The organism is Syntrophothermus sp., from assembly GCF_013314835.1.
GTDB lineage: Bacteria > Bacillota > Syntrophomonadia > Syntrophomonadales > Syntrophothermaceae > Syntrophothermus > Syntrophothermus lipocalidus.
The window spans coordinates 26,756-51,314 of the sequence record NZ_JABUEX010000004.1; the positions used below are offsets into that span (position 1 = coordinate 26,756).

Here is a 24,559-nt window from a genome sequence, read left to right on the forward strand (position 1 = left end):
AGCCAAATCCTGCCGCGGAGTTCAATGGTTAACCACCCGGCGTACTCTGATGACCGGAATGTTGGCTACCAAAGCCACCGAATTATCGGAACTGCTAAAACTTACCTCTAGGGCATTCTCATCTATCTCCATATATTCGGATATCACTCGAATAAGATCTTCTTTAAGAGCACTGAGAAAATCTACTGGAGCCGTATCCGTGCGATCATGAACCAGGACCAATCTCAGCCTTTCTCGAGCTATGTTTTTGGAATTCTCCCTCCCCAACAATTTATTGAGAATATCCAAAAAAGCCATGCTCCTTCCCCCTTACCTGGCTGCTAGTTTGAACATCCTCCTAACCCTATCGAACAAACCCCCGTTATAGTCCAAAACCATAAAGGGAACTTCCTCCCCTTCCAATCTGCGGGCAATCCTGCGGTAGGCTTCGCCAGCCCGAGAGGTGTAATCGAGTACGGCCGGTTCTCCGCGATTGGTTGAAACTACTATTATTTCATCTTCAGGCACCACCCCGATAAGGCTGATCGCTAATATATCTATAATGTCCCCTATATCCATCATATCGCCCCTGCGTACCATTTTGGGCCTGATACGATTAACGATCAACTTGGAATTCGTAAGCCCGGCAGCCTCCAATAAACCGATGATGCGATCGGCATCCCTTACCGACGAAACTTCGGGGGTAGCTACCACCAAGGCATCGTCGGCTCCGGCGATGGCGTTCTTGAATCCCTGTTCAATCCCAGCAGGACAATCGACCAAAACATACTCGAATTCTTCCTTGAGCTCACTGGTCAGAACCTTCATCTGGTAAGGGCTTACTGCGGTTTTTTCTTTGGTCTGGGCTGCTGGTAACAGGTACAAACTGTCGAAACGCTTGTCCTTTATAAGAGCCTGCTTCAGTTTACATTTGCCGTTGACAACATCTACTATGTCGAACACAATCCTGTTTTCTAACCCCATTACAACGTCAAGGTTTCGCAACCCGATGTCTGTATCTACCATCACCACTTTTCTGCCCATCATGGCAAGGGCAGTCCCTAGGTTAGCAGTAGTGGTAGTTTTCCCAACTCCACCTTTGCCGGACGTGATAACCAATACCTTACCACCCATTTCCCTTCCTCCATTCTTCATATTTTAAATTTTTCAATAACCACTTTGCCGTCTTTGATATGCGCGATCTCGGGTTCCTCGCTCCACATCTCACCAGCCCCGTCAGGAGACCGGGTGATGTGGTCAGCAATACGCAACTGGGTCGGCTGCAACTTCAGGGCCGCTACTACCGCCTCGGTATCTCCGCCTGCCCCTGCGTGCGCCATCCCCCGCAAAGAACCGATAACTATGATACTGCCCCCGGCTATCACCTCGGCCCCAGGGTTGACATCGCCCATCAGGACGATGTTTCCAGAATGCTTGATCCTTTGCCCCGATCTAAGATTCTGGCGAATGAGTACTGTCTCTCGAGAAAACGCAATTTCTTTTTCTTTTGTCAATACCTTAAAGAGGGGACTTTTCTTCTCAGCTGTTGCCTCATCAGTCGATTCGTGCTGAGTATAGCGGCCCAAGATTCCCTTCAGGTGTAAGCCTTTCTGCGCCAATATCTCCCCGAGTTCCCGTAACTCGTTGCGGGTAAGGATTTTTTGCCCGATATCCAACTCTACGGGACTTCCTCGTAATGCTTCGTCGATACTTTCGACCTTCTCTTTGAGATGTTTCTTCAGACTTAAAAAGTCTTCAGACGGGTCGAGACGGATAACAATTCCCCTCTGATTTCCGCCGACCAAAACTTCGCTTCTGCTCATGCCTGTCCCCTCCACCCAAAATCTCCCCGAACACTCCTACCGCTATATTCTATAAATCCTATTTTTTTCCTTTGCTGAGCTGCGAAAAAAATGAGAGGATAACGTCTAATCCTCCCACTATAAGTCAAAACAGTTGAACTATTTTCCCCCATCCTTCGTCAAGCCGTTCGACAAAGGCGCCTATGTTAACACGGTTAACAGGCTACTCTCCTCCCTCTGGAACCGTTTGTCCTTCGAACTGGGCAGTGGATGTCAGGTGGTCTTTCACGCCGAAGTATTGCTCAAATAAGTCGCGGGCGATGAGCCCCGCCGAGCTGCTGCCGTGCTGTCCGTATTCAACCACCCCCGCAAACGCGATTTCGGGGTCATCGAACGGGGCAAACGCAACAAAAATGCCGTGGAATTCCTCGTTGCGCTTGTCTCCCTTTCGCCCCGTTTGTGCAGTTCCGGTTTTGGCCGCCACCTGAATATTCGACGGGAACTGGGAGAACAACCCATAGGCAGTGCCCCCGGGCTTAGTAACCTGAAGCATTGCCTTGCGTACCTCGGCCAATGTATCAGGTGATACATCTACCTCTTGCACCACTTCCGGGCGATTCTCTAACAAAACCTTGCCCGAAGGAGAAACTATCTTCTTAACGACAAACGGCTTCATGCGTTTACCGCCGTTGGCAATGGTGGCCACATAGTTAGCCAGCTGCAAAACCGTATAGCTATTGCTTCCCTGTCCTATAGACATGTTAAAGGTATCGAACGGTTGCCAAGTAGTGTTGAATCTGTAATCTATCTGGTAATTAGCTTCTACCTTTGCCAATTCCGAACGCTTTGCGGCGAGCAGGTGTTCTTTTTCTTTTTCGGTTGATGCCTCCTTTAACAGGCGATCGTATTTGTCATTTAAATCCTGACGTATTTTATCGTATTTTCGATCGATGAGAATAGAGTTCACCTCTTTTTTCCACTCGGGAGTCGGCAAAAGCCCCGCCTTTTCGTAAGGAAGGTCTATTCCTGTCTTTTGGCCCAACCCGAATTCTTTGGCTATCCTTATTAATTCAGCAAAACCCGCTCTTCTACCCATTTCCTGAAAGTAAGTGTTGCAAGATTCAGCCATAGCCTGATAAAGGTTTACCGGCCCATGGACTGCCCAACATTTGATATAAGGTTTCAGCCAATACCGACCGGTACAAGTCACCCGTTCTGAAGGAGTCATTTCTCCCTTTTCCATAGCCGCCATTGCGGTAATCCCCTTGAACGTAGACCCAGGTGGATACAGGGCCTTAATCGCCCGGTTGGTGGCTGCACCTGGGTTCATCGGGTCGTATTCTTGCCCGCTCGGAAAATAGTACTGTTCTGTAGCTTCATCCATGAAGCCGGTAAAGTCGTTAGGGTTAAAAAAAGGATAACTGGCCATGGCTAATACTTCGCCGGTCTTGACGTTAATTAGCACACACGATGCTACCCTGGCTTTGGGGTTGTAGTTTTTCTGATCGTACTTCAAGGTTTCCTCTATACTCTTCTCCATGACCCTCTGCAGTTTCGCATTAATGGTAAGGATAACGTTGTTGCCAGCCCTCGGTTCTAGGGTGACAAGCTCCTTGACCGGCCTTCCTTTTACGTCTACTTCGACCCTTCGAGTCCCGTCGTACCCCTTGAGATAGTTCTCGTAAGCTTTTTCTACCCCGTCCTTGCCGATTAGATCCCCCATGCTATAGCGTTCTTTGTCCAGTTGCGCGAGCTCGTTGGGGTCTATACTCCTAACGTAGCCTAGCACATGCCCCGCCAAGAATCCCTCCGGGTAGTAACGCAAAGGCTCTACGTTCACCGTTACTCCCGGCAGGTACTTGCGTTGTTCTTCCAACCTAACCACACTTTGCCAATCAATGTCCCGGGCCACTGTAACCGGCTCGTACAACCTGTACTTCTGCTTTTCAATGAGATCATTAATGTATTTCTCAGTCACCTCGGGGTACTTTTCCCCAAGTATCTTCGCCAAACGCTCAATTACTTCGGGGTTATCGGTACCTTCAGGGTAAGTGATAGAGACGGTGTAAACCAGCTTGTTTTTAGCCAAAACCGTGCCGTCAATGGAATAGATTTCTCCCCGCGGAGCTTTTATACTGACCGGGCGAATGCGGTTGTAGCGCGACATGGTTTCGTAGGTTTCATATTGGAAAAACTGGACTATAGCCAGCTTAATCAAAAGCAAGCCCAACAGCCCCCATGCCACATACCAATAACCGCGCAGCCTTGCCTTCAAGTCACCTGTTCTCAATTCTTTCACCTCTAGAAGGAAACCTTAGACCAGTTTTGCCTGGACGTTTTATAATACCAAATATAAAACGGTATCGACAAAATCCCGTTGTATATAACCTGACCCACAAACTGTATCCCCACTGTTCTGGCCGCGTTAAACTCGCCCGTGCTAATAAAAAGCAGGATAGACAAACACATGGAATTCACTGCCGTGGCTGCCACGGCGCAGAACAAACCCACCAGATAATTGTCCTGAAATACCTTCAATTCCCATTTCCCAAGCAAGTAAGCTGTAAGTGCTAAAGACAGGGCATTGAGTCCTATGACCCGTCCCACATACAAGTCTCTAAACAGCCCGCACACAAACCCGTAGAAACATCCTCTGCGTGATCCGTTCAAGAGCGCGTAGAAAGCCACGAAAAGCAGTATAAGGTCCGGTCCACTCTTCCATATCGGATACTGTACGAAAAAGCTGGTTTCTAAAAACAATGACAAAACCGGCAACAACACTAAAACCAAATAACGCAAATCTCTGCCCCCTTCAATCTAATCAGCACTTTATCTAACGTTCCAATTCGCCGACATTCTTCGGTTTACAAGCCGGGGCACCACTTTCGCCAGGCTCTAGCTCCGCCGCCAGCATGCCCACTAATATAAGCAAGCTCCCGACTCCTTGCCTCAACGTAAAAACCTCACCCCCGATGAAATAGGCGTAAAGGGCCGCAAATACCGGTTCCATAGTAAATATAATCGAAGTGTGAGTTGAGGAAGTCACGAAATGGCCTTTGCTTGGGAAGTTGGGGACCGGGTTCTTTTTATGGATGAAGGCCGTATCATAGAAGAAGGCCCGCCTCACGAGCTGTTTTCCAATCCGACGAACGACCGTACCCGGTCGTTCTTAAGCAAGATCCTTTATGCGAAGGACTGGAATGGCCTCAAGGCCCCATCATGATCGCGGTAGGATGGGTTAACCCCTTCCCGCCGCCTGCTTTGTTCATTGATTCGCCTTGGTTTTGGTGATTACAAAAACCTCTTCCAGGCTGTTGAGATTGGCGGCGGGCTTAACTATCGCGTACTTCAGAAGTCCATTGGACTCTTTCGCGACTTTCAAAACCTTCCCCACCCTGATTCCTTTAGGAAAAACTTGGCCCAGGCCCGAGGTAACAACTGTCTGTCCTTCTTTAAGCGGCGCGTCGTAAGGAATGTCAATCATTTTCACCTGGTTGCGCTCACCAAGGCCCTCGACCAAGCCTTGCGTACGGGTCTCCTGAACCAAAGCCCCTACTGCCGACTCGCGGTCGGTGATCAACATAACTTCTGCAGTATGAGCACTAGTAGCAATAACCCGCCCTACTAGCCCATCCGGGGTTATAACAACCATATCCTTATTAATACCGTCCGCCTCACCTCTATCAATGCTCAAGCCCCTGTACCAGAGTTCAGGACTGCGGGCTATGACTCGAGCTGCCAACAGGTCATAACTGTCAGCTGTTTTCTCCTTGAACTCTAACATATCCCGCAACCGCTGGTTCTCATGAAGGTATTCAAGTAACACCTGGTTCTCATACTTTAGCCGGCCCAGTTTCCGACTGAGCTCCAAATTCCTTTTTGCCAGCATTTCTTTGCTGCCAAAAGCCGTTTCTATGCCGCCGATATAGTCCCTGACCTTATACACCGCCACTTGGAGCGGAGCATAAGCATCCCTCAGCAACTTCTCGGCTAACGATATATCTTGTCTATCTCCGATCGTAGCACGCATCAGACCTAAGATCAGAACAAGGAGCACCAGAAAACCCCAAAAGGCCTTGCTCCTCAACACAAGAAAACCACCAACCTTGCCTTTCGCCCTGAAAGCATCCGGCCGTTAAAAATTCTTACGGGGTGAAATTAAGACCTTCCGCAAAACCTCAATGTTCTCAAGTACCCGTCCTGTTCCGAGAGCTACTGCATCCAGAGCCTCTTCGCACACATAGACAGGCATGTTTGTTTCCCTGCTCACCAGTTTATCTAGGCCCCGCAACAGCGAACCGCCCCCCGCCATGACGATGCCCCGATCCATTATGTCTGCTGCTAGCTCAGGCGGGGTTTTCTCGAGGCACACCTTTATCGCTTCGATTATCGCCTGAACCGGTTCTGATAACGCTTTCTGAATCTCATCTGAAGACACTTGAATGGTTTTAGGTAAGCCAGAAACCAGGTCTCTCCCTCTGACGTCATAATATTCCACCGGGCCCTCCCACACAGCAGAACCTACATTTATCTTGATATCCTCAGCCGTTCGTTCCCCAATCAGCAGATTGTAATTCTTCTTGAGATGCTGAATAATCGCGTCGTCCATCTCATCGCCGGCTATGCGCACGGATCTTGAAGTCACGATCCCTCCCAATGAAATGACCCCTACCTCGGTCGTGCCGCCTCCAATATCTACTATCATATTACCGGTCGGCTCATGTACTGGTAATCCGGCTCCAATCGCTGCAGCCATCGGTTCCTCGATGAGATAGGCCTCTTTGGCCCCGGCCTGTATAGCCGCTTCCCTGACCGCTCTCTCCTCTACCGCCGTAACCCCAGTAGGTACGCTGACTACTACCCTGGCTTTGACCAAAAAATTCTGGTGTCCGAGAGCCTTATTGATAAAGTACCTCAGCATGTTTTGGGTTATATCAAAATCGGCAATAACCCCATCCTTCATGGGCCTGATAGCTATGATATTACCTGGGGTTCTTCCTATCATCTGTTTAGCCTCTTCGCCCACAGCCAGTACCTGTCCGGTGTCGCTCTGTATAGCCACGACAGAGGGCTCCCTCAGGACTATCCCCTTACCTTTCATATGCACCAAAGTGTTCGCTGTCCCCAAGTCTATACCCAAGTCCTTCGCAAAAATCACCTGTCTTCACTCCTCGCTCAAACCTAGATGATTCCCCGACCCCTCATACTAAGGTAGTCGCGGTCTCCGATTATGATGTGATCTACAATCTCGATCCCAATTATCCGGCCCGCTTCCACCAACCGCCTGGTAACTTCGATATCCTCCTGGCTTGGAGATGGATCTCCGCTGGGATGGTTATGGACCAAGATAATACCGGCAGCACTCTTTTTTACCGCCGGCTTAAAAACCTCCCGCGGATGAACTATAGAACTGGCAAGTCCCCCGATCGAAATGGTTTCGATGGAGATTATTTGATTCTTGCGGTCCAGATATACAGCCCGGAAGTGCTCCCGGTCCAGGTATCTCATTTCTTCCATAAGCTTATTCTTTACGTCTTCGGGGGATCTGATAACCTGACGGTCACGAACATCCGCCGCTAATCGCCTTCCCAACTCCAAAGCCGCCTTTAATCGAGTGGCCTTGGCTGCCCCAATCCCTCTTACGGCGCTCAGTTCCTCACATGAAGCATCTCGAAGTGAGCGCAACCCCCGATAAGTGGCCAGAAGATACTCAGCAAGTTGAACCGCGGTCTTCTCCCTAGTTCCACTTCCAATGACAATAGCCAGAAGTTCAGCCGTAGACAAAGTCTCTTCACCGTGTGCGAGTAACCTTTCTCTAGGTCTTAAGTCGAGAGGCCAATCCTTAATAGTTACGTGGTAATCCAATCCCATGTTCCCAACCCCTGGCCAGGATATCGATTCCTACCTGCTTTAACATGCAGTACAATCTAGCCACAGGCAAACCCACAACATTATAGTAGCAACCTTCAATCCGGTCTACTAGCAGTGCCCCTAAACCCTGAATACCGTAACCCCCGGCTTTGTCATAAGGCTCACCCGAATCCACGTAGACGAGGATCTCCTCCCTACTCAAGCAACGAAAATAAACCTCTGTCGTTTCTGCTCCTTCCAAAGACAAGCCCGATTCACAGTCTATAACGCAGATTCCGGTAATTACCTGATGTCTCTTGCCGCTCAAAAGCGCCAGCATTTCTATGGCGTGGTTACGGTCGCACGGTTTGCCCAGTATACTTTCTCCTATCACTACAACCGTATCGGCACCTACGACCACTCCCGAGTGCAACCTCCGTGCTATCGACCAGGCTTTGGCTCGAGCGAGTTCTACGGCCTGCTGGTCCGGCTTCAGTCCTTCTTTTATATTTTCCACTATTTTGGGGGCCTGGACCTCAAACTCAAGGCCCAAGTTCTTTAAAAGGTGGTAACGACGGGGTGACTCCGAAGCCAAGACTATCCTTTTCAAACCTTAACCCCTCACAGTCTTCGGAAGACCAGATAAGCTATGGCAAACCCTACCACTGTAAAAACGTTGATATTAAACATGAAGCCGAAATGTACAGTGAAAACCCTAAGATCAAGGGCTAAGGCTGGCACCCCTATGCTTTGGGTCCTTGCAAGAAAACCCAGGGAAGGCCAGGCTTCCACGATAAGGCCCCCTAGCCAGTTTCCCAGGATGCCCCCTAAAACTAACAATAATACAAGAATCGGCCATCCCGGATAAGCTCGGTTCCCCTTGCCCAGCTTCAATCGCTCAGCCTCCATTCACTTTGATCAGTTTAGCATTTGCCCCTGCCCAACACAAGCAACGGACGGCAAGCACAGCGCTATACATCTTCAAGGGACAAAAAAAAAGCCTTGCGGCTATGTCGCCAGCCCGACTTCATTTTAGATTATAACCGAACGAGAGATTAAAGCTCAAAACCTCCAAATTCACCGACAGGTCGACATTTCTGAGTACTACCGAATCCGGTACCTTCAGCACCCGCGGGGAGAAATTCAGTATCGCCTTGACCCCGGCCCGGATCAATTTGTCCGTGACTTCCTGAGCAGCAGCTGCCGGTACTGTGATTATGCCGATATCTATGTTCTCCCTAGAAACCCGATCCTCCAAGAAAGCTAGAGACTCCACTACTAGGTCACCTAACTGCTGGCCTATCCTCTGTTCACTCACATCCAGCACCGAACGAACCTTGAACCCGCGGTCCTCAAATCCTTTGTAAACAGCCAAGGCCGAGCCTAGCTTGCCCGCGCCAACTATCATAACGTTCCACGTGTGGTTGAGTCCCAGTATTCTCATCACATGGCTGTAAAGTTCCTGTACGTTATATCCTACGCCTCTAGTCCCGAATTCTCCAAAATAAGCCAGGTCCTTTCTCACTTGTGCCGAACTAACCCCTACTCCCCGGGCAATCTCCCCCGAAGAAACAGTAATAACTCCCTCGCTGATCAGTTGAGCCAGATGCCGAGAATAAATGGAAAGCCTCTGCACAGTGGCCTCCGGTATTTTGTAGGCCTTCATCTTGCCACTCCTTCAACCTTTAGTAGCACAACAAAGCAGTTTGAGGTTCTCTGCTTCTTAACTGCGATGTCCTTTTTAATTATAAATATTGAGCCATCTTTTTCAATAAGGCATGTGCAGAAAATAACAAAATCCCGCAATACTAGCGAAACAGAGGGAAAATACCGAGCAGCTTATAAATCATGTAAGATACGACTCCCGAGGAAGGTATAGTCAGCAACCATGCAGTTATGATCTGTTGAGCGATTCCCCATCTTACTCCTTTAAACCGTTTAGCAGCCCCCACCCCCATTATCGAAGAAGATACCACGTGGGTGGTACTCACCGGAGCATGCAAGAGAGTGGCCCCGTAAATCACACAAGACGAGGTAAAATCGGCAGCAAAACCGTTAATAGGTTCAATTCGAAATATCTTGCCCCCCATAGTCCTTATTATTTTCCAGCCGCCAGCTGCTGTTCCCAAGGCCATAGCCATGGCACAGGCTATGATTACCCACAATGGTACGTCAAACGACCGTAGATATCCCGCCGAAACCAGTCCCATAGTAATGATTCCCATGGTTTTTTGAGCATCGTTTGAACCATGAGAAAAAGCGGCCATACACGCCGACAACACCTGCAATCGGCGAAAACTGTTGTTGATTTTGGCAGGGGAAGTATCCTTGAATATCCAGAAGAGAATAGTCATAATGACCGACCCCAGGGTAAACGCAACGACCGGTGACAAAATCAACGCTGCTAATATTTCTTTGAACCCGCTCCAGTTGACGGAGGAAAAACCGAGTCCTGCTACAACTGCCCCGACTACCCCTCCGATTAAAGCATGAGAAGAACTGCTTGGTATCCCGGAATACCAAGTAAAAATATTCCAAAAAATAGCCCCTGACAAGGCGGCAACTAGAACTTGCCCCGTCACCACCTCAGGAGCCACCAGACCTTTACCGATTGTCTTTGCTACCCCAGTACCGCTTAGAGCTCCTAGAAAGTTTAACCCTGCGGCAACCATTATGGCACCGCGAGGAGTAAGCGCTTTGGTCGAAACCGAAGTAGCGATAGCGTTGGCCGTGTCGTGAAAACCGTTAACGTAGTCAAAAAGTAAAGCTAACGCGATAACTAGCAGCAACAAAGCCAGACTAAACATACTTTACGGTAACCCCTTTAAGAATATTGCTGAGTTCCTCGCAGTAATCGAGAGTAGTCTCCAGGTGTTCGAATACTTCTTTCCACTTTATGATATCGATGGCATTCTCGGCGTTCTCAAATAAAAGAGCGATACCATTACGATACAGCCTGTCTCCCTCGTGCTCGTACTCCCTTATCCGGTCACAAGCCTCAAGAACTCGTCCCTGGTTCTCCTTTAAATTACGGAGACATATGACCGCTTCCTTTATCTCGTCACTGGCGTCGACTAAGACATCTACCAAACCTTTAATGTTCGTATCCTGGGGTTTACCAGTCTTGTAGATGACTATCTTCTCCATGGTTCCTTGAATATGGTCAATTATCCGGTTCAGCCCTTTGGCCAAGCTGTAAATGTCCTCCCGCTCGAAAGGGGTAACGAACGAGTTGTTGAGCCGGTCTACTATCCGGCCAAAGAGTTTATCACCCCGTTCTTCAGCCCGGTTTAGTAACTCTAGCTTCGCTGTGGGGTCGCCATTTTGATTTACGTATTCCTGAAGTATCCTTGCCGCTTGGCAGATAGTCTCTGCGCTGGCTTCAAAACAACCGAAAAACAAATCGTCGCGGGGCTTTACTTTAAATGCCACTCGACAGCCTCCTTATGACTATTGTATACAAAATTTCCCCTTATAATGTTGATTATAACATTACGTTGAGCGACGATTGTTAAGTTCGTGTTAATTTCTCGTAAAGTACCTCCGTACCCTGTCTAGAAGGTAAAAAGAGCCTGTAACCAGTATATACTCCTCTCTCTGTAGCTCGTTAACCGCCGTCGACAGGGCTTGCTCGATATCCTCCGCTTCTACCACCCTGGGAAATAACCTGTAAGCTATAGCTGTTTTTTCTCGCCACTTTTGAGCCCTATCCGATTCAGGCCTCGTGACTACGCACATTCGGGTTCGGGAAACTAGACTACCCAGAATAGCTTCACCATCTTTATCATCAAGCACCCCGCAAACTAAAATACGAGACTTGCCCGGCAAAACCGAATCTAGAGCCCTGGCCAATGCCTTTGCGCCGTCGGAGTTGTGGGCTGCATCTACCACCACCATAGGGTCATCGCTCAGCTTTTCCATTCTTCCCGGCCAGGTCAATTCTCCTAAAGCCTGCTTCACCGCACTTACAGGCAGGTCCCACCCCCTGGCCACGAGTCGGCTCAAAACCATCATCGCTGTCTTAAGATTTTCCAACTGATAATCGCCAGCAAGACTCAAAAAGACCTCTCCCGGATCCACATAAGGAGCGGAAACCCTGACCGTCTGTCCTTTCAAAGTACTGATGCCGGTCGGCTGCACAGCAACATGGTCCCCTGCCCTATATAAAACAGCGGACTTTTCCCGGCATTCAGTTTTTATAACCTCCAAAGCCTCTGACCTTAGCGGCCCGATCACCACCTCTATGCCGGGTTTTATAATACCTGCCTTGTTATAAGCTATCTCGACTATAGTATTACCCAGATACTGGGTGTGATCAAACTCCACCCGGGTAATGACCGCCAGCAGGGGATGCACGACATTAGTAGAATCGTACCTCCCCCCCATCCCTGCTTCCAGTACCGCTATATCTAACTGCTGGTCAGCAAAAAAAGCAAAGGCTACCGCTGTCAACACCTCGAACTCGGTGGGCCGTTCGTAACCCTCTACCAACAGTTTGCCCACCGCCGCTTCGACCTTACGCAGACAAGTCAAAAAATCCTGCCCCGAAATCGGCTTGCCGTTAATAGTAATCCTTTCCTGATAGGAATGAATGTGGGGAGACGTGAAGCTCCCCACCTTGTAACCCGCTGCTTTCAGCACTGAAGCGATTATGCAGGAAGTGGATCCCTTCCCGTTAGTCCCGGCAACATGAATCACCGGCAGCCCCTCTTGCGGGTTATCCATCCTTTCCAACAACCCTCGAATGCGTTCCAGCCCTGGTCTTATGCCAGTCCCGGCCACTCTCGCTAAAACAGTTTCTATCTCTTGGTCAGCATCTCCAATCGTCTTACTATTCCCTCCCTCTTTGTTTCGAGCTCTTCCCGCTTGGTCCTTTCCTTGGTCACGACGTCGGCCGGTGCCTTTTGCAGAAATGCTTGGTTTGACAGCTTCTCCACTACCTTGCTTAAGTCCGATTCTACCTTGGTCAGCTCCTTTCTAAGGCGGCTAACCTCGCGCTCGCGGTCGACGACTCCTTCGATGGGGATATATACCTCGATCTCTCCCATCGGCGAGCTCAACATCTGGTCCAGCCCGTCGGGCCTTTTCGAGTCAATCCTTACCGATTCAGCATGAGCTAGTTGCTGAATGTAGCTCGACCCTCGCCGCAGCACCCTGGCTTTATCCTCGCTTCCAGTGTACACAAAAACGTTGACCTCCATACCCAGCGAGATGTCAAACTCGCTTTTCAGGTTCCTTATTGCCCGGATAACGGTCATCACCGTCTTCATATCTTCTACTGCTTCTGGCCAAACAAGTTTTTCGTCCTTTTGCGGCCAAGAGTCCACCATGATGCTTTCGGCAGTTCTCGGTAGGTGTTGGTAAACCTCCTCGGTCACAAAAGGCATAAACGGGTGCAAAAGCCGCATTTGATCCGCTAAAACCCGGTGCAAAACGTTCTGGACCACCTTTTTATCTCTCTGGTTAGCGTTCTGGTAGAGTCTGGGCTTGGCCAGCTCTATGTACCAATCGCAAAACTCGTCCCATACGAAATCGTACAGTACCCGTGCAGCCTCGCCCAAGTCATAGGACTGAAGAAGCTCAGTCACCTGCTCGATTTTCTCCTGCAAGCGGGAAAGTATCCACCGGTCAGCCAGGGTATAATCTTTTTCTTCTAAAGTGATATGCTCGAAATCATCCAGATTCATTACGACGAACCTGGCTGCGTTCCATATCTTGTTGGCGAAATTCCTGGTGTTCTCTACCTTCTCCCAGTGAAAGCGGATATCATTACCCGGAGTGGAACCGGTTATCAAGGAAAACCTCAAAGTGTCTGCTCCGTACTTGTCTATCACATCAATAGGGTCAATGCCATTGCCCAAGGACTTGCTCATTTTGCGCCCCAGGGCATCGAGGATAAGCCCGTGAATGAGCACGTCGTAAAAAGGCACCTCTCTCATGAATTCCAAGCCTGAGAATATCATGCGAGCCACCCAGAAAAAGATTATGTCACGCCCTGTTACTAAGACATCGGTCGGATAAAAGTACTCCAAATCACCCGTAGGAGCAGGCCATCCCAGAGTCGAAAAAGGCCATAAGGCCGAACTGAACCAGGTATCGAGCACGTCTGGGTCTTGCACAAGGTTGCTCTGCCCACAGTTGGTACACCGCTGCGGTTCCTCTTTAGCACATATTTCCTGGCCGCAGTCCTGGCAGTACCATACCGGAATGCGGTGCCCCCACCAAAGCTGGCGGGATATGCACCAGTCCCGGATGTTCTCCATCCAGTTAAGGTACACCTTGGTAAACCGGGAAGGCACAAACCGGATTCGTCCCTCCACCACTGCCTTTATAGCCGGTTCAGCCAGGGGCTTCATCTTAACAAACCACTGCTTGGAAACCAGCGGTTCAACCACGGTTTCACACCGGTAACACTGACCAACTGCGTGTTCATGCTCTTCGACTTTGACCAAAAATCCTTTTTGTTCCAGGTCTGCCACCAGCCGCTGACGGCACTCATAACGGTCCAACCCCTGGTAGGGGCCGGCAGCTTCTGTCATCGTCGCATCCATCCCGATTACACTGACCCGCTCCAAGTTGTGCCGCAAACCCATCTCGAAATCGTTGGGATCGTGCGCTGGAGTAACTTTGACCGCTCCTGTCCCGAAGTTCCGATCGACATATTCATCGGCCACTATTGGCAGCTTTCGCCCGATTATGGGAAGGATCGCGTATCTGCCGACAAGGTGTCGGTAACGCTCGTCGTCAGGATGGACAGCCACTCCTGTATCGCCCAGCATAGTTTCGGGGCGGGTAGTAGCTACTACAATCGACTCCTCCGAGCCCTCTACGGGATACCTGATGTACCAGAGGTTACCTGACCTGTCCTCGTGCTCCACCTCTATGTCGGAAATAGTGGTTTGGCACTTCGGGCACCAGTTGATTATGTAATCTCCTCGGTAGATCAAGCCTTTTTCATAAAGCCTGACGAAGACCTCTTTAACAGCCTCAGAACAGCCTTCATCCATGGTAAAACGTTCCCGCGACCAATCACACGAACATCCCAGCATTTTCAACTGGCTGATGATCTTGTCCCCGTAAGTGTTTTTCCATGCCCACACCCGTTCTAGAAATCTTTCTCGCCCCAAATCGTATTTGCTCAGCCCTTCCTGAGCCAAACTCTCCTCTACCCTGGCCTGAGTAGCAATCCCCGCATGGTCGGTTCCGGGCAACCACAAGGTGTTATAACCCTGCATCCGCCGCCATCGCGCCAGTATGTCTTGCAAAGTATTGTTGAGGGCATGACCTAAGTGAAGCGAGCCCGTAACATTAGGTGGCGGAATCACCATTGAAAAACGAGGGCGGGAAGCATCAACTCTCGGGGTGAAGTAGCCCTTTTCCGTCCAATACTGGTACCACTTGCTTTCTACCTTAGCCGGTTCATAAACACTTGGAATTTCCCGTCCAGGTTCCATAGATTTTCTATCCTCCTCAAAAAGTTTTGAAAACACGTCAAAGGATCCGATTTTATCTAAATCTAACGAAAAATCGCGTCTTCCGCAAGAGGTCAGCCATCACAAACATTCCTGGACTCTTCTGATGAGAAGGTTCACGCAGGTTTTTATGTTCTCCGGGGTGTATATAAGGAGATTTCCCCGGTAGTATCGTTCGAGAAGCATCTCCTCCATCTCTTCCCAAGCAGTTCCCGCCTCAATCAGTTCCCGTATCACCGCAAAAGCCTGCTCGGTCTGAAATAAAGCCCGTTCCCAGAATTCGTCAATGGAACTGCCGCTCCAAATCCTCTCGTGAGGTAACGCCAACACTTTGGTCGGAAACCCCATTAACCTTCGAATGCTCTCTACATACAACTCGTATCCCTGGAAGAATATAGGGAATAGTTCTGTGTCGGAAATCTGAAAACCAGCGGCATCTGAGATAAAAAGAACCTGGTCTTCTGGCAAATATGCCGACAGGCTGCAGGGGCTGTGTCCAGGAGTTGCTATTATTTGAAGTTTTACCCCTTGCCCTACATCTAATACCTCCCCTTCGTCCAGGAAGCAGTCGATTTCGATCTTATCTACAGCCGGAACCTCCACCGGACCTGTTAGCTCACCTTCTTCCCTCAACACTTCTACCATGGCCGCGTCCTGCTCAAAAAAGTTTGAGACAACTTTCTTCTTTCCCAAGGCCTTGGCTGCTTCTGGACTGGCAGCCACCGGAGCCGCAGGGAACAAGGTTTTCAGGCGTGGGATTCCGCAGACGTGATCAAAATGAGCGTGCATAGCCATTAGGCAGATGATTTCAGGCTTCAGTGCAGCCTGTTCCCACTGCTCTTCAAAACTAATGACGGACCCAGTTACCCCGCACTCTACCACTGCTGCCGACGTCTTCCCTACCACAAACATGTTGAAATGCCTGTTGCCCAGGCAGCGAACACGGTCAGATATCACCCGCACTTTCAAACCCTCCTCGCCCTGATTCTGTCGGCTGCCGGGCCGTTCTTTCTCTGGTCTTACTCTAAGGTCTTACTCTAAGCTCATTTTATCACTTGGTAGGCAAAAAGTACCCTCAAGTTAAAATCGTTTCAGGTATCCTTCTATGTAAGCCCTGACTTCCTCTCGAGGCCTATAAACCCCAAAATGTCCTTCGCAAAGCACGTCGGCCTCCAACTCCAGGAGACGGAGCATCGACTCCCGCCATTGGCGGCGGTCCGAACCCCAAGAACGGCTTAAAGGTCCGTGAATGTCCTGCCCGAACAATATCCTCTCGCCGCCTGTATCAACGTATACGGAAATACTGCCCGGTGTATGCCCAGGGGTATGCAGGCAATGGAACTTTTGCCCGCCAATTTCTAACACAGCCTCTTTTTCTCGCAGCACCAGATCCACCTTTACCGATCGGTACTTCAACCCGTACAAATAATCGGCAGTCAATTGGGATAAACCTTCCTCTATTGCTGGCAACTCGAGCTCATGTGCGATTACCTGCAAACCCAGTTTTTCTTTGAGTTCGTACAGACCCCCTACATGATCTATATGCCCGTGAGTAGCAATCAGACTGCTTACCTTTCTCGAAGGCCATCCGAGTTCCCGAACATTATCGATGATGCTACCCACGCTTGCCCCCGCTCCCGCGTCTACAATTACCATCCCGTCACCCGTTTCCACCAAATAGACACAACAATCTTCCGGACGGGTGATGTCGGGGCCTCCTATCATATAGACTCCCTCTGTTATCGTTTGTACCTTCGCCATGTCATCCCTCCATCTATGAACGTCTCATACGATGACACAAACCTATACCTCCTGCAACAGCCTCTGGTATTCCTCTACTGTGAAGAGGTGAAAAAGAGGCTTTTTCCCCTCTCGCCCTGGGATTTGCCACATTACCCGTACCAAACTCCCGCCTGCTTCCAACCCTACAACCTGTCCGGTAGTTCCGCCAGGTAAGCCCGCAAATTCACTCACCAGCCGTACCTTTTGCCCTATTTTCACCTTCCGCCCCCCTTATTCGAATGCGCCTGTCAATGCCAGCTATAAATCATCCCCGCTGCTCTAAGCACCATTCTACACCATAGAGGTCATGCTTACACTTTCTTCGTTGTATAAAAAAAGCCAGCCGCCGTTCTTTCCACGAACGCGGCCAGCTCCTAAACACACCTGAAGCTTAAGCTTTACACCCTTGCCTGCTAACCTCAGCAGTACAGTCGTTGGTAATACTCTTTCACCATTCTTTCGGTTGAAAACTGGTATTGAGCCATTTCAATGCTAGACCTCATCATCTCCTGCCATTTTTCCCGGGAACTATAGTACGTGGGAATGACTTCTTCTACCAGGACCCGGTAAAGACATTCCATGTCGTGTTGGTCTTGATCCGGACCTTCGTAACCGTCAGCAAACTGCCAACCGTTTACCCCGTGCCGGCACCCTTCCGGCCACCACCCGTCAAGAACACTGAGGTTCAAGACCCCATTCATAGCTGCTTTCATCCCCGAAGTCCCACTCGCCTCTTGCGGCCGTCTTGGATTGTTGAGCCACACGTCACAGCCCCTGGTTAAAAGGCGCCCCAGTTTCATGTCGTAGTTTTCAAGAAACACCACGCTGTTTGGATACCGGCGGCAGGCTGCCACCAGGTTACTTATAATCTCTTTTCCTTTTTCGTCCTGGGGATGAGCTTTGCCGGAAAACACCAGCTGGAGCTTTCCGCTGGTCAATAGCGGCTCTATAACCTCGGGTTTCCCGAAAACCAAGTCGCTCCGCTTGTAAGGAGCCGCTCTTCGAGCAAAACCGATAAGCAGTTTATCTGGGTCCAACCAAACACTGGTTCGCATTCCGATCTCACGGACCAGTTCGCGTTTAGCCCGCTGGTGCTCGGCCCACAGATCCGCCCCGCTTTCCCAAGCTTTTCGAATACCCTCATCCTGCCAGGTGTATCGGTGAACGCCGTTGGTGATATGAATTATAGGAGCTGCTCCCTCCACATCACTCCACATGCGCCTGGCGGTGTGGCCGTGTAGTTCGGCAACAGCGTTAGCCACTCGGGCTAGGCGAAGCCCGGCTACGGTCATACTGAACGGGTCTCCACCAAGTCGCTTCATTTGCTCATAATCAAGGCCATTGTATGCCCCCATATACTGTAGAAGAGAGTGTTCATGGCATTCATTGCCAGCCGGAACTGGAGTATGGGTGGTGAACACTATCTGTTCTCGAGCTTTGCGCCAGGCTTCTTCGAAATCCAGGCCTCGAGACATGTTCTCGCGAATAAGCTCGATTCCGGCAAAAACCGCGTGTCCTTCGTTGAAATGGTAAACGTCGATTTCCATCCCTAAAGCGCGTAAAGCTCTAACCCCGCCGATGCCCAATACCATTTCTTGGGCTACCCTGGCCTCATCGTTGCCCCCATACAGTTTGAAATTAATCCACTTTTCTCGTTCCGTGTTTTCAGGGACATTGGGGTCAAGCAAGTACAAAGGGGCGTTTCCGTACTTGTCCACCATCCAAACCCTGCACCAGGTTTCCTGCCCGCGAATATCGAGCCTAATCTTCACACCTGTATCCTTTAGAAAATCATACGCATAGGTCGGGAAAACATCATAAGGTTTTCCGTCACTACCTATGAGCTGCATGGTATAACCCTGCCGCCACAACAGCCCTATGCCCACTAAGGGAAACCCTAAGTCAGCAGCGGACTTGAGGTGGTCTCCTGCCAAAATCCCTAGCCCTCCTGAGTAAATGGCCAACTCTTCATGCAGGCCAAATTCCATGCAAAAGTAAGCAACTCGCGGTGTTCGTTTTTCTAAACTCACCACGATTTCTCCTCCCCCTCTAAAACATATGTCCATCCATATCTATTCTGAGAAAACCGCTTACGCTTTGGGACCTAAGCCATAGTATAAGGGACCGGTACGCTTTAATACAGTGAAAAGTATTACCAACTAAGCCAGCCCTCGACTCTCACAAACAGGTTAAAGATGTCTACATTTACACCCCTTGACGCCCCTGCTATGGTAAAATTGACAACTGAAAAAACCGTATTATATAATTTGCTTAATTGAAAACCGGGTACATAGAAAAGGAGGGAAAAAATGGCCTACTACATCACTGACGAATGCATTAGCTGCGGGGTTTGCGTAGATGAGTGTCCCGTTGGAGCAATAAGCGAGGGTGACGATAAATACGTGATCGACCCGGAACTGTGCACCGAATGCGGAGCCTGCGCTGAAATTTGTCCCGTGGAAGCTCCTCAACCAGCCGAAGAATGATCTAGGCTTCTACCCGCGGCAACACCGGTCAACCATACTAGAAAAGAAAAGGCCCCCAAAATCGGGGGTCTTTTTGTATCTTTTTTGGGGCTACCGCAGCCCAGGGAAGCCCTGCTGGCGCAAAGCCTCAAACAGCACTACTGCTACAGCATTCGATAAATTGAGGGATCTTCCTATGTCGACCATCGGAATCCGAATAAGGCTCTGGGAAAAGCGCTCCAAAAGCTCCCCCGGCAGTCCTTGGGTTTCCTTACCGAAAACGATGAAATCTCCCTTTTTATACCTGACATCGGTATAACGCTGCTTGCTCTTGGTTGTCGCCAAGAAATAACTTCTTCCAGGATAAACAGCGAGCAAATTGTCAAAGCTATCCCATACCTTCACTTCTACTTTATCCCAGTAATCGAGCCCTGCCCTTTTTAAATATCGGTCCTCCAAGGAAAAGCCCAGGGGCTTTACGAGATGCAGCGTAGTCTGGGTCAGGGCACAGGTCCGAGCTACGTTGCCAGTATTCTGCGGGATTTCTGGTTCTACCAAAACCACATGCACTTTTATCACCTGTTCACTTTTCTTCCTATGATACCAAAACTTTCGAAGAAACAATAAACCTCTACCGGGACATGCTAAACAAAAAAGTAGGAGGAATACCGTGTATGAACAGCCAGGTGCGCAAGTATATCCCCGTCGGCCTCTTGGTCCTGATCGCCGTCATCGTTGTTGTCGCCATCGCCCAAGTGTCTCGAGGACCGACAAAGAAACCAACACCGGAACGAGTAGTCCCCCTAGCCCCCGAAGTAGCCAAGTACAAACAAGAACCGACCATCTCTTTGTACCGGCACAAGCTGGGAGGAACTGTTCAGTGGCTGCCCCTAGAAAAATACCTAGAGGGAGTCGTGGCTGCCGAAGTCGGTCCCAACCCTCCTCTAGAAGCACTTAAAGCCCAAGCTATCGTAGCCAGAACCCTAACTCTAGCCCTTATCAATTACCAAGGAGGAACCCCCGAACACAAGACTAATGCCTGTGATCTCCATACCCATTTCCAAGCGTATGATGAAAGCCAGGTTACGGATAAGATTAGGAAGGCGGTATCCGCTACCCGCGGTCAAGTACTAACCTATAACGGCAGGTTCATTTACGCTGAATTCCACTCGTGTTCTGGAGGAAAGACGGCGAGCATAGAGGAAGCCTTCCCCAAACTGGCCGAAGCAGCCTCAGCATACATCAAGCCGCTGGCCTCCCCTGGAATGAAATACGCACCTGCTAAAGAAAGAAAATGGACGGTCAAAATACCGAGATGGGAGCTAAAAAACATCCTCGGACCCGAATCCGGATCCCTTGATGATATAAAAATCAGTAAGCGCGGTCCCTCGGGGAGAGCCTTGGTTATAACTGCTGGAAAAGCTAGTATCCCTGCTGTCGACCTGCGGACTCAGCTCGGCCCTGACCGGCTCAAATCCACCATGATAACGAGCATCCGTCCACAAGGAGACTACGTAGTCTTTATCGGTAAGGGATGGGGACACGGAGCGGGCATGGAGCAATGGGGTGCCTACGCCATGGCTAAAAAAGGAAAGTCCGCCGCCGATATCGTCACCTACTACTACCCCGGAACCCGGGTCGTAACTCTCTGGAAATAATCTAAACGTGTTCGTTCTTTGGTGATGGCACAGGTGCGCATTGAAGGTCTGTGCTATTAAAATCTTGGGATTGGTTGAGGTAAGCGGTATAAATCCCGGCCAATATCAAGAACCCACCTAGCAACTGGTATGCCCGCAGAGTCTCGTGGAAGAAAATAAAGGCTAAAATACTGGCCATAACACTCTCGCCTAAGACCGAAACGGCAACGATAGGAGCCTTGACGAATTTTAAAGCCCAATTCAAAACCGTGTGGCCAGCAATCCCAGGAACCAGGGCCAGCCCGAAAAACAGCAGGTAGTCGCTTTTGGGGTAAGGGTAGAGGGGAAAACCTGCTATCGAAACAGCAGCCAATAGCACCAAGGCGGCCGTTCCGTTAACGATCAAAGAATAAGTCCAAACGTCGACCCTGGCCCTTACCCGACGGCCAATGATAAAGTATCCGGCAACAAAAACCGCACTGATGAGGGCCAAAAGGTCGCCGAAAAGTCGGCCACCGTGCCAGTCTCCCCCAGCGATAAGAACACTTCCCATCAAGGCCACGATTATACCGAGGATAGCTTTGAAGCCGACTCTCTCTCTAAGAAAGAGGAACGAAAAAGCCAGAACGAATATTACCTGAAGGTTAGTAAAGAGGACTGAGCTCGAGACAGAAGTGTAATCCAGCGAAGTGATCCAGAATCCGAAATGCAGGGCCAAAAAAAAACCGGCTCCTAGGCAATACGCTATGTCGTTTCTAGAAATCGATAGAAAACCAGTTCGCCTGTCTTTGAGCCCTATCAACCCGGCCAAACCGGCTGTCAACAACACTCGGTAAAAAGCTATTACTAGGGAAGGAGCAGTGCAGTAGCGGATCATGATGGAAGCCGTAGAAACCGATAGAATACCTAAAAACAACACCGAATATATTAGCGAGAGACTCATGCTCCAACCCCCAAGTAGGACTGAATAACCCTGGCATCGTTGCGGATCGAAACCGGGTCCCCTTCAGCAATCTTTTTTCCGTAATCCAGGACTGCAATACGGTCACAAACGTTCATGACCACGTTCATGTCATGCTCGACCAACAGAATGGTAATACCCATATCCCTGACATCGCCCACCAACTGCATCAGCTCTTCCTTTTCCCGATTGTTCATCCCGGCAGCCGGTTCATCCAGTAGGAGCAGACAAGGATTGCGGGCCAAAGCCCTTGCGATTTCCAGGCGACGCTGTTCCCCATAAGCCAGGCTCTCCGCGTACTCCATTCTTTTTTCATAAAGGCCAACCAGGTTCAATAGTTCATCCGCCCGCTGTTCAACCTTTCTCTTATTGCCCCAACCCAGAGCTTTACTGTCAGCAGCTTCAGGAATGATAACCCCATGCATGCCAACCTTTACGTTATCCACAACCGACAATTTCTTAAACAAACGTATATTCTGAAAAGTCCTTCCCACACCGAGCCTACTAATCTTATGGGGCGCAAGGTTATGAATAGGTCTTCCTTTAAAAAACACCTGGCCTTCCGTAGGTTTGTAGATACCGGAGATCAGGTTGAAAAGTGTGGTTTTGCCTGCCCCATTTGGACCGATAAGACCGAAAATCTCGCCTTGTTCTATTGCAAGACTGACCCGGTCTAATGCCCGCAAACCACCAAATTCGTGGGATACATTCTCAACCTTCAGCAACCCCACGCGGTTTCACCTCTTTTCTCGCCCACCGTTTCCGGATTTCATGCCATCTGACATCACCCAGAAGCCCGTTGGGACGGAAAATCATCATGATAACCAACAGTGCCCCGTAAAACAGGAGGCGATACTCCTGAACTACCCTCAACATTTCTGGAGCCAGGGTGAGTACAAATGCTCCGAGAATAGTACCCGGGATACTCCCCATTCCTCCTAAAACCACCATGTTCAGTATCTCAATCGACTTCATAAAACCAAAATCCTGCGGGTTGATGTAGGTTATGAAGTGGGCATAGAAACACCCGGCTATCCCCGCTAAGAAAGAACCGACCGCAAACGCCCCTATCTTGTAGAGGGTGGTATTAACCCCCGAGGCCTCGGCTGCAATTTCGTCCTCACGAATGGCGTACAACGCAATCCCCACGCGAGACTTGAGTAACTGCCAATTAGCGATGATCACCGCCAACGCTACTGCCCACACGTTCACGAAACCGGTATGAGAAGGAATACCGGACAACCCTATAGCCTTACCAGCGACATCCAGGTTCAGGAACACGACTCTGACTATCTCGGCAAACCCGATGGTTACCATTGCCAGATAGTCTCCTTCCAGCCTCAAGGTAGGAACTCCGATGAGCACCCCGAACATCCCAGCCACTACTGCCCCAGCTACGAGACACGACCAAAACGGAGCTCCGGTGTGAAGCGACAGGATAGCAGAGGTGTAGGCTCCTATGCTCATGAAACCGGCATGTCCCATCGATAGTTGTCCGGTTACGCCGGTGATAAGATTCAGCCCGAGAGCCAGAATGATATTGATGCCAAAAAGTATCAATATACGCAGGTAGTATGCATCGATGTGCTCCACTATGAAAGCTTCCACTTCGTTCACCTATACCTTCTTTGCAATCGGTTTACCCAGGATCCCCTGGGGACGTACAATCAACACCAGTATCAATATACCAAAAGCTATGGCATCCCGGTAAGAAGACGAAAGATAGGCTACCCCGAATATCTCCATTATCCCCAGAGATATGCCGCCCAGCATCGCTCCCGGGATAGAACCTATGCCTCCCAATACCGCAGCGGCAAAAGCTTTGAGACCTGCCATCAAACCCATATAAGGCCATACCGCATTATAGTATAGGCCCACCATGACTCCTCCCGCCGCCGCCAAAGCCGAGCCTAGCGCAAAAGTAAAAGAAATGACCCGATTTACGTCAACTCCCATCAACGCCGCCGCATCCAGGTCTTGGGAGCAGGCCCGCATGGCTTTACCCAACCTGGTCCTGTGAATAAAAAGCTGAAGCCAGATCATAAGAACAGCGGTTACGACCAGGATGATGACCTGCAAAGAAGAAACCTGTATCGTTCCCACGTGGAAACTTGCGATCTTCACCGTATCTGGGTACCTTTCCGTTTCCGGGCCGTGCATTAACACCATCAGAGTCGAAAGGAATATAGAGACCCCAATGGCACTGATCAGAGCCGACAGCCGGCTAGACCTCCCGCGCAGGGGCCGGTAAGCTATCCGTTCGACCAGAACTCCCAGTACCATACAGAAAATCATTGCCCCTATCATGGCAACAAACACGTTCACCTGCAAGACCGTGACCAGGAAAAGCCCGGCGAAAGCACCGAACATGTATATTTCACCGTGGGCAAAGTTGATGAGCTGAATAATGCCGTACACCATTGTGTAACCCAGAGCAATCAAAGCATATGTGCTGCCCAGAGTAAGCCCGTTAACCAACTGTTGCCAGAACACCTTAATCACTCCTGTCCAAGGGCAAAGAACCCGGCCATGCCCGCCTGTACTCTCACAAACACAGTTTAACACTGGCCCCAGCCAGTGTTAAACCATGTTTGAGTAAGCCGAACCGGCA

General features: G+C 49.9%; 26 protein-coding genes and 1 pseudogene. 3 read left to right on the forward strand and 24 right to left on the reverse strand.

The window, feature by feature from the left end:
* Positions 1 to 21: 21 nt before the first annotated feature.
* The 5 genes from minE to mreD all read right to left on the reverse strand — a co-directional run bounded on the left by minE (position 22) and on the right by mreD (position 4,580).
* The gene (minE, locus tag HPY90_RS02565; protein WP_013174879.1) at positions 22 to 297 is read right to left on the reverse strand and encodes a cell division topological specificity factor MinE; all 276 of its coding nucleotides are present in this window, start codon (positions 295 to 297) and stop codon (positions 22 to 24) included.
* 12 nt (positions 298 to 309) lie between these two features.
* Positions 310 to 1,113: a septum site-determining protein MinD gene (minD, locus tag HPY90_RS02570; protein ID WP_013174878.1), complete on the reverse strand. Its 804-nt coding sequence runs from the start codon at positions 1,111 to 1,113 to the stop codon at positions 310 to 312.
* A 17-nt stretch (positions 1,114 to 1,130) separates the two neighbouring features.
* Positions 1,131 to 1,802, reverse strand: a complete 672-nt coding sequence (minC, locus tag HPY90_RS02575; protein ID WP_287190795.1) for a septum site-determining protein MinC — start codon at positions 1,800 to 1,802, stop codon at positions 1,131 to 1,133.
* Positions 1,803 to 2,004: 202 nt separating this feature from the next.
* Complete coding sequence (locus HPY90_RS02580; protein ID WP_287190798.1) at positions 2,005 to 4,071, reverse strand: penicillin-binding protein 2; 2,067 nt, start codon at positions 4,069 to 4,071, stop codon at positions 2,005 to 2,007.
* Between the two features lie 11 nt (positions 4,072 to 4,082).
* Positions 4,083 to 4,580, reverse strand: a complete 498-nt coding sequence (gene mreD, locus HPY90_RS02585) for a rod shape-determining protein MreD (RefSeq protein ID WP_287190800.1) — start codon at positions 4,578 to 4,580, stop codon at positions 4,083 to 4,085.
* Between the two features lie 241 nt (positions 4,581 to 4,821).
* On the opposite strand from mreD, the pseudogene HPY90_RS02595 reads away from it, so the two are divergent.
* Positions 4,822 to 5,004 (forward strand): annotated as a pseudogene (locus tag HPY90_RS02595) (hypothetical protein); the annotation flags it as partial.
* Positions 5,005 to 5,046: 42 nt separating this feature from the next.
* Here HPY90_RS02595 and mreC read toward each other — a convergent pair.
* The 14 genes from mreC to glgP all read right to left on the reverse strand — a co-directional run bounded on the left by mreC (position 5,047) and on the right by glgP (position 18,918).
* On the reverse strand, positions 5,047 to 5,871 hold the full coding sequence (gene mreC / locus HPY90_RS02600) for a rod shape-determining protein MreC (protein ID WP_287190802.1): 825 nt from the start codon (positions 5,869 to 5,871) through the stop codon (positions 5,047 to 5,049).
* A 45-nt stretch (positions 5,872 to 5,916) separates the two neighbouring features.
* Positions 5,917 to 6,939 (reverse strand): rod shape-determining protein, encoded by a 1,023-nt coding sequence (locus HPY90_RS02605; RefSeq protein ID WP_013174873.1) that lies wholly within the window; start codon positions 6,937 to 6,939, stop codon positions 5,917 to 5,919.
* A gap of 23 nt (positions 6,940 to 6,962) precedes the next feature.
* Positions 6,963 to 7,652, reverse strand: a complete 690-nt coding sequence (gene radC / locus HPY90_RS02610) for a RadC family protein (RefSeq protein WP_013174872.1) — start codon at positions 7,650 to 7,652, stop codon at positions 6,963 to 6,965.
* Positions 7,624 to 8,241, reverse strand: a complete 618-nt coding sequence (locus tag HPY90_RS02615) for a Maf family protein (protein ID WP_287190807.1) — start codon at positions 8,239 to 8,241, stop codon at positions 7,624 to 7,626. The genes radC and HPY90_RS02615 overlap by 29 nt, the downstream gene beginning before the upstream one ends.
* An 11-nt stretch (positions 8,242 to 8,252) precedes the next feature.
* Entirely contained in the window at positions 8,253 to 8,525 is a 273-nt protein-coding gene (locus tag HPY90_RS02620) for a DUF4321 domain-containing protein (RefSeq protein WP_013174870.1), read from the reverse strand.
* Between the two features lie 133 nt (positions 8,526 to 8,658).
* Positions 8,659 to 9,297: a redox-sensing transcriptional repressor Rex gene (locus tag HPY90_RS02625; protein WP_013174869.1), complete on the reverse strand. Its 639-nt coding sequence runs from the start codon at positions 9,295 to 9,297 to the stop codon at positions 8,659 to 8,661.
* A 142-nt stretch (positions 9,298 to 9,439) separates the two neighbouring features.
* Positions 9,440 to 10,438 carry an inorganic phosphate transporter gene (locus HPY90_RS02630; RefSeq protein WP_287190811.1) on the reverse strand — a complete coding sequence of 333 codons (999 nt, stop codon included), beginning with the start codon at positions 10,436 to 10,438 and terminating at the stop codon, positions 9,440 to 9,442.
* Positions 10,431 to 11,063 carry a DUF47 domain-containing protein gene (locus HPY90_RS02635; RefSeq protein ID WP_013174867.1) on the reverse strand — a complete coding sequence of 211 codons (633 nt, stop codon included), beginning with the start codon at positions 11,061 to 11,063 and terminating at the stop codon, positions 10,431 to 10,433. The genes HPY90_RS02630 and HPY90_RS02635 overlap by 8 nt, the downstream gene beginning before the upstream one ends.
* A 90-nt stretch (positions 11,064 to 11,153) precedes the next feature.
* Positions 11,154 to 12,413 carry a bifunctional folylpolyglutamate synthase/dihydrofolate synthase gene (locus tag HPY90_RS02640; protein WP_287190816.1) on the reverse strand — a complete coding sequence of 420 codons (1,260 nt, stop codon included), beginning with the start codon at positions 12,411 to 12,413 and terminating at the stop codon, positions 11,154 to 11,156.
* Positions 12,414 to 12,430: 17 nt separating this feature from the next.
* Positions 12,431 to 15,085 carry a valine--tRNA ligase gene (locus HPY90_RS02645; protein WP_287190819.1) on the reverse strand — a complete coding sequence of 885 codons (2,655 nt, stop codon included), beginning with the start codon at positions 15,083 to 15,085 and terminating at the stop codon, positions 12,431 to 12,433.
* A gap of 99 nt (positions 15,086 to 15,184) precedes the next feature.
* A complete protein-coding gene (locus HPY90_RS02650; RefSeq protein WP_287190822.1) occupies positions 15,185 to 16,066 on the reverse strand; it encodes an MBL fold metallo-hydrolase in 882 nt (293 codons plus the stop codon).
* A gap of 117 nt (positions 16,067 to 16,183) precedes the next feature.
* Positions 16,184 to 16,864, reverse strand: coding sequence for an MBL fold metallo-hydrolase (locus tag HPY90_RS02655; RefSeq protein WP_287190825.1), 681 nt, complete (start codon positions 16,862 to 16,864; stop codon positions 16,184 to 16,186).
* Between the two features lie 42 nt (positions 16,865 to 16,906).
* On the reverse strand, positions 16,907 to 17,104 hold the full coding sequence (locus HPY90_RS02660; protein ID WP_013174862.1) for a hypothetical protein: 198 nt from the start codon (positions 17,102 to 17,104) through the stop codon (positions 16,907 to 16,909).
* A gap of 200 nt (positions 17,105 to 17,304) precedes the next feature.
* Complete coding sequence (glgP, locus tag HPY90_RS02665) at positions 17,305 to 18,918, reverse strand: alpha-glucan family phosphorylase (RefSeq protein WP_287190829.1); 1,614 nt, start codon at positions 18,916 to 18,918, stop codon at positions 17,305 to 17,307.
* Positions 18,919 to 19,194: 276 nt separating this feature from the next.
* On the opposite strand from glgP, the gene fdxA reads away from it, so the two are divergent.
* A complete protein-coding gene (gene fdxA, locus HPY90_RS02670; protein ID WP_013174860.1) occupies positions 19,195 to 19,371 on the forward strand; it encodes a 4Fe-4S ferredoxin in 177 nt (58 codons plus the stop codon).
* Between the two features lie 90 nt (positions 19,372 to 19,461).
* On the opposite strand, the gene trmL is transcribed toward fdxA, so the two are convergent.
* Entirely contained in the window at positions 19,462 to 19,920 is a 459-nt protein-coding gene (gene trmL / locus HPY90_RS02675) for a tRNA (uridine(34)/cytosine(34)/5-carboxymethylaminomethyluridine(34)-2'-O)-methyltransferase TrmL (protein WP_013174859.1), read from the reverse strand.
* Positions 19,921 to 20,024: 104 nt separating this feature from the next.
* Between trmL and HPY90_RS02680 the strand changes: the two genes are divergently transcribed.
* Positions 20,025 to 21,008, forward strand: coding sequence for a SpoIID/LytB domain-containing protein (locus tag HPY90_RS02680; protein WP_287190831.1), 984 nt, complete (start codon positions 20,025 to 20,027; stop codon positions 21,006 to 21,008).
* A 1-nt stretch (position 21,009) separates the two neighbouring features.
* Here HPY90_RS02680 and HPY90_RS02685 read toward each other — a convergent pair whose 3' ends face one another.
* Genes HPY90_RS02685 through HPY90_RS02700 form a run of 4 tightly spaced genes read right to left on the reverse strand, consistent with a single transcriptional unit; the run spans position 21,010 to position 24,441 of the window.
* Complete coding sequence (locus tag HPY90_RS02685) at positions 21,010 to 21,930, reverse strand: DMT family transporter (RefSeq protein WP_287190835.1); 921 nt, start codon at positions 21,928 to 21,930, stop codon at positions 21,010 to 21,012.
* Entirely contained in the window at positions 21,927 to 22,679 is a 753-nt protein-coding gene (locus HPY90_RS02690; protein WP_287190838.1) for an ABC transporter ATP-binding protein, read from the reverse strand. Before HPY90_RS02690 ends, HPY90_RS02685 begins: the two co-directional genes overlap by 4 nt.
* Positions 22,660 to 23,565, reverse strand: coding sequence for a branched-chain amino acid ABC transporter permease (locus HPY90_RS02695; protein WP_287190841.1), 906 nt, complete (start codon positions 23,563 to 23,565; stop codon positions 22,660 to 22,662). The genes HPY90_RS02690 and HPY90_RS02695 overlap by 20 nt, the downstream gene beginning before the upstream one ends.
* Entirely contained in the window at positions 23,566 to 24,441 is an 876-nt protein-coding gene (locus HPY90_RS02700) for a branched-chain amino acid ABC transporter permease (protein ID WP_287190844.1), read from the reverse strand.
* Between the last annotated feature and the right edge of the window lie 118 nt (positions 24,442 to 24,559).

Excerpts from the sequence above, each read along its gene's own strand:
- minE (WP_013174879.1), bottom strand. The coding sequence starts at position 297 with ATGGCTTTTTTGGATATTCTCAATAAATTGTTGGGGAGGGAGAATTCC.
- minD (WP_013174878.1), bottom strand. The coding sequence starts at position 1,113 with ATGGGTGGTAAGGTATTGGTTATCACGTCCGGCAAAGGTGGAGTTGGG.
- minC (WP_287190795.1), bottom strand. The coding sequence starts at position 1,802 with ATGAGCAGAAGCGAAGTTTTGGTCGGCGGAAATCAGAGGGGAATTGTT.
- radC (WP_013174872.1), bottom strand. The coding sequence starts at position 7,652 with ATGGGATTGGATTACCACGTAACTATTAAGGATTGGCCTCTCGACTTA.
- HPY90_RS02625 (WP_013174869.1), bottom strand. The coding sequence starts at position 9,297 with ATGAAGGCCTACAAAATACCGGAGGCCACTGTGCAGAGGCTTTCCATT.
- HPY90_RS02630 (WP_287190811.1), bottom strand. The coding sequence starts at position 10,438 with ATGTTTAGTCTGGCTTTGTTGCTGCTAGTTATCGCGTTAGCTTTACTT.
- HPY90_RS02645 (WP_287190819.1), bottom strand. The coding sequence starts at position 15,085 with ATGGAACCTGGACGGGAAATTCCAAGTGTTTATGAACCGGCTAAGGTA.
- HPY90_RS02655 (WP_287190825.1), bottom strand. The coding sequence starts at position 16,864 with ATGGCGAAGGTACAAACGATAACAGAGGGAGTCTATATGATAGGAGGC.
- fdxA (WP_013174860.1), top strand. The coding sequence starts at position 19,195 with ATGGCCTACTACATCACTGACGAATGCATTAGCTGCGGGGTTTGCGTA.
- HPY90_RS02680 (WP_287190831.1), top strand. The coding sequence starts at position 20,025 with ATGAACAGCCAGGTGCGCAAGTATATCCCCGTCGGCCTCTTGGTCCTG.
- HPY90_RS02685 (WP_287190835.1), bottom strand. The coding sequence starts at position 21,930 with ATGAGTCTCTCGCTAATATATTCGGTGTTGTTTTTAGGTATTCTATCG.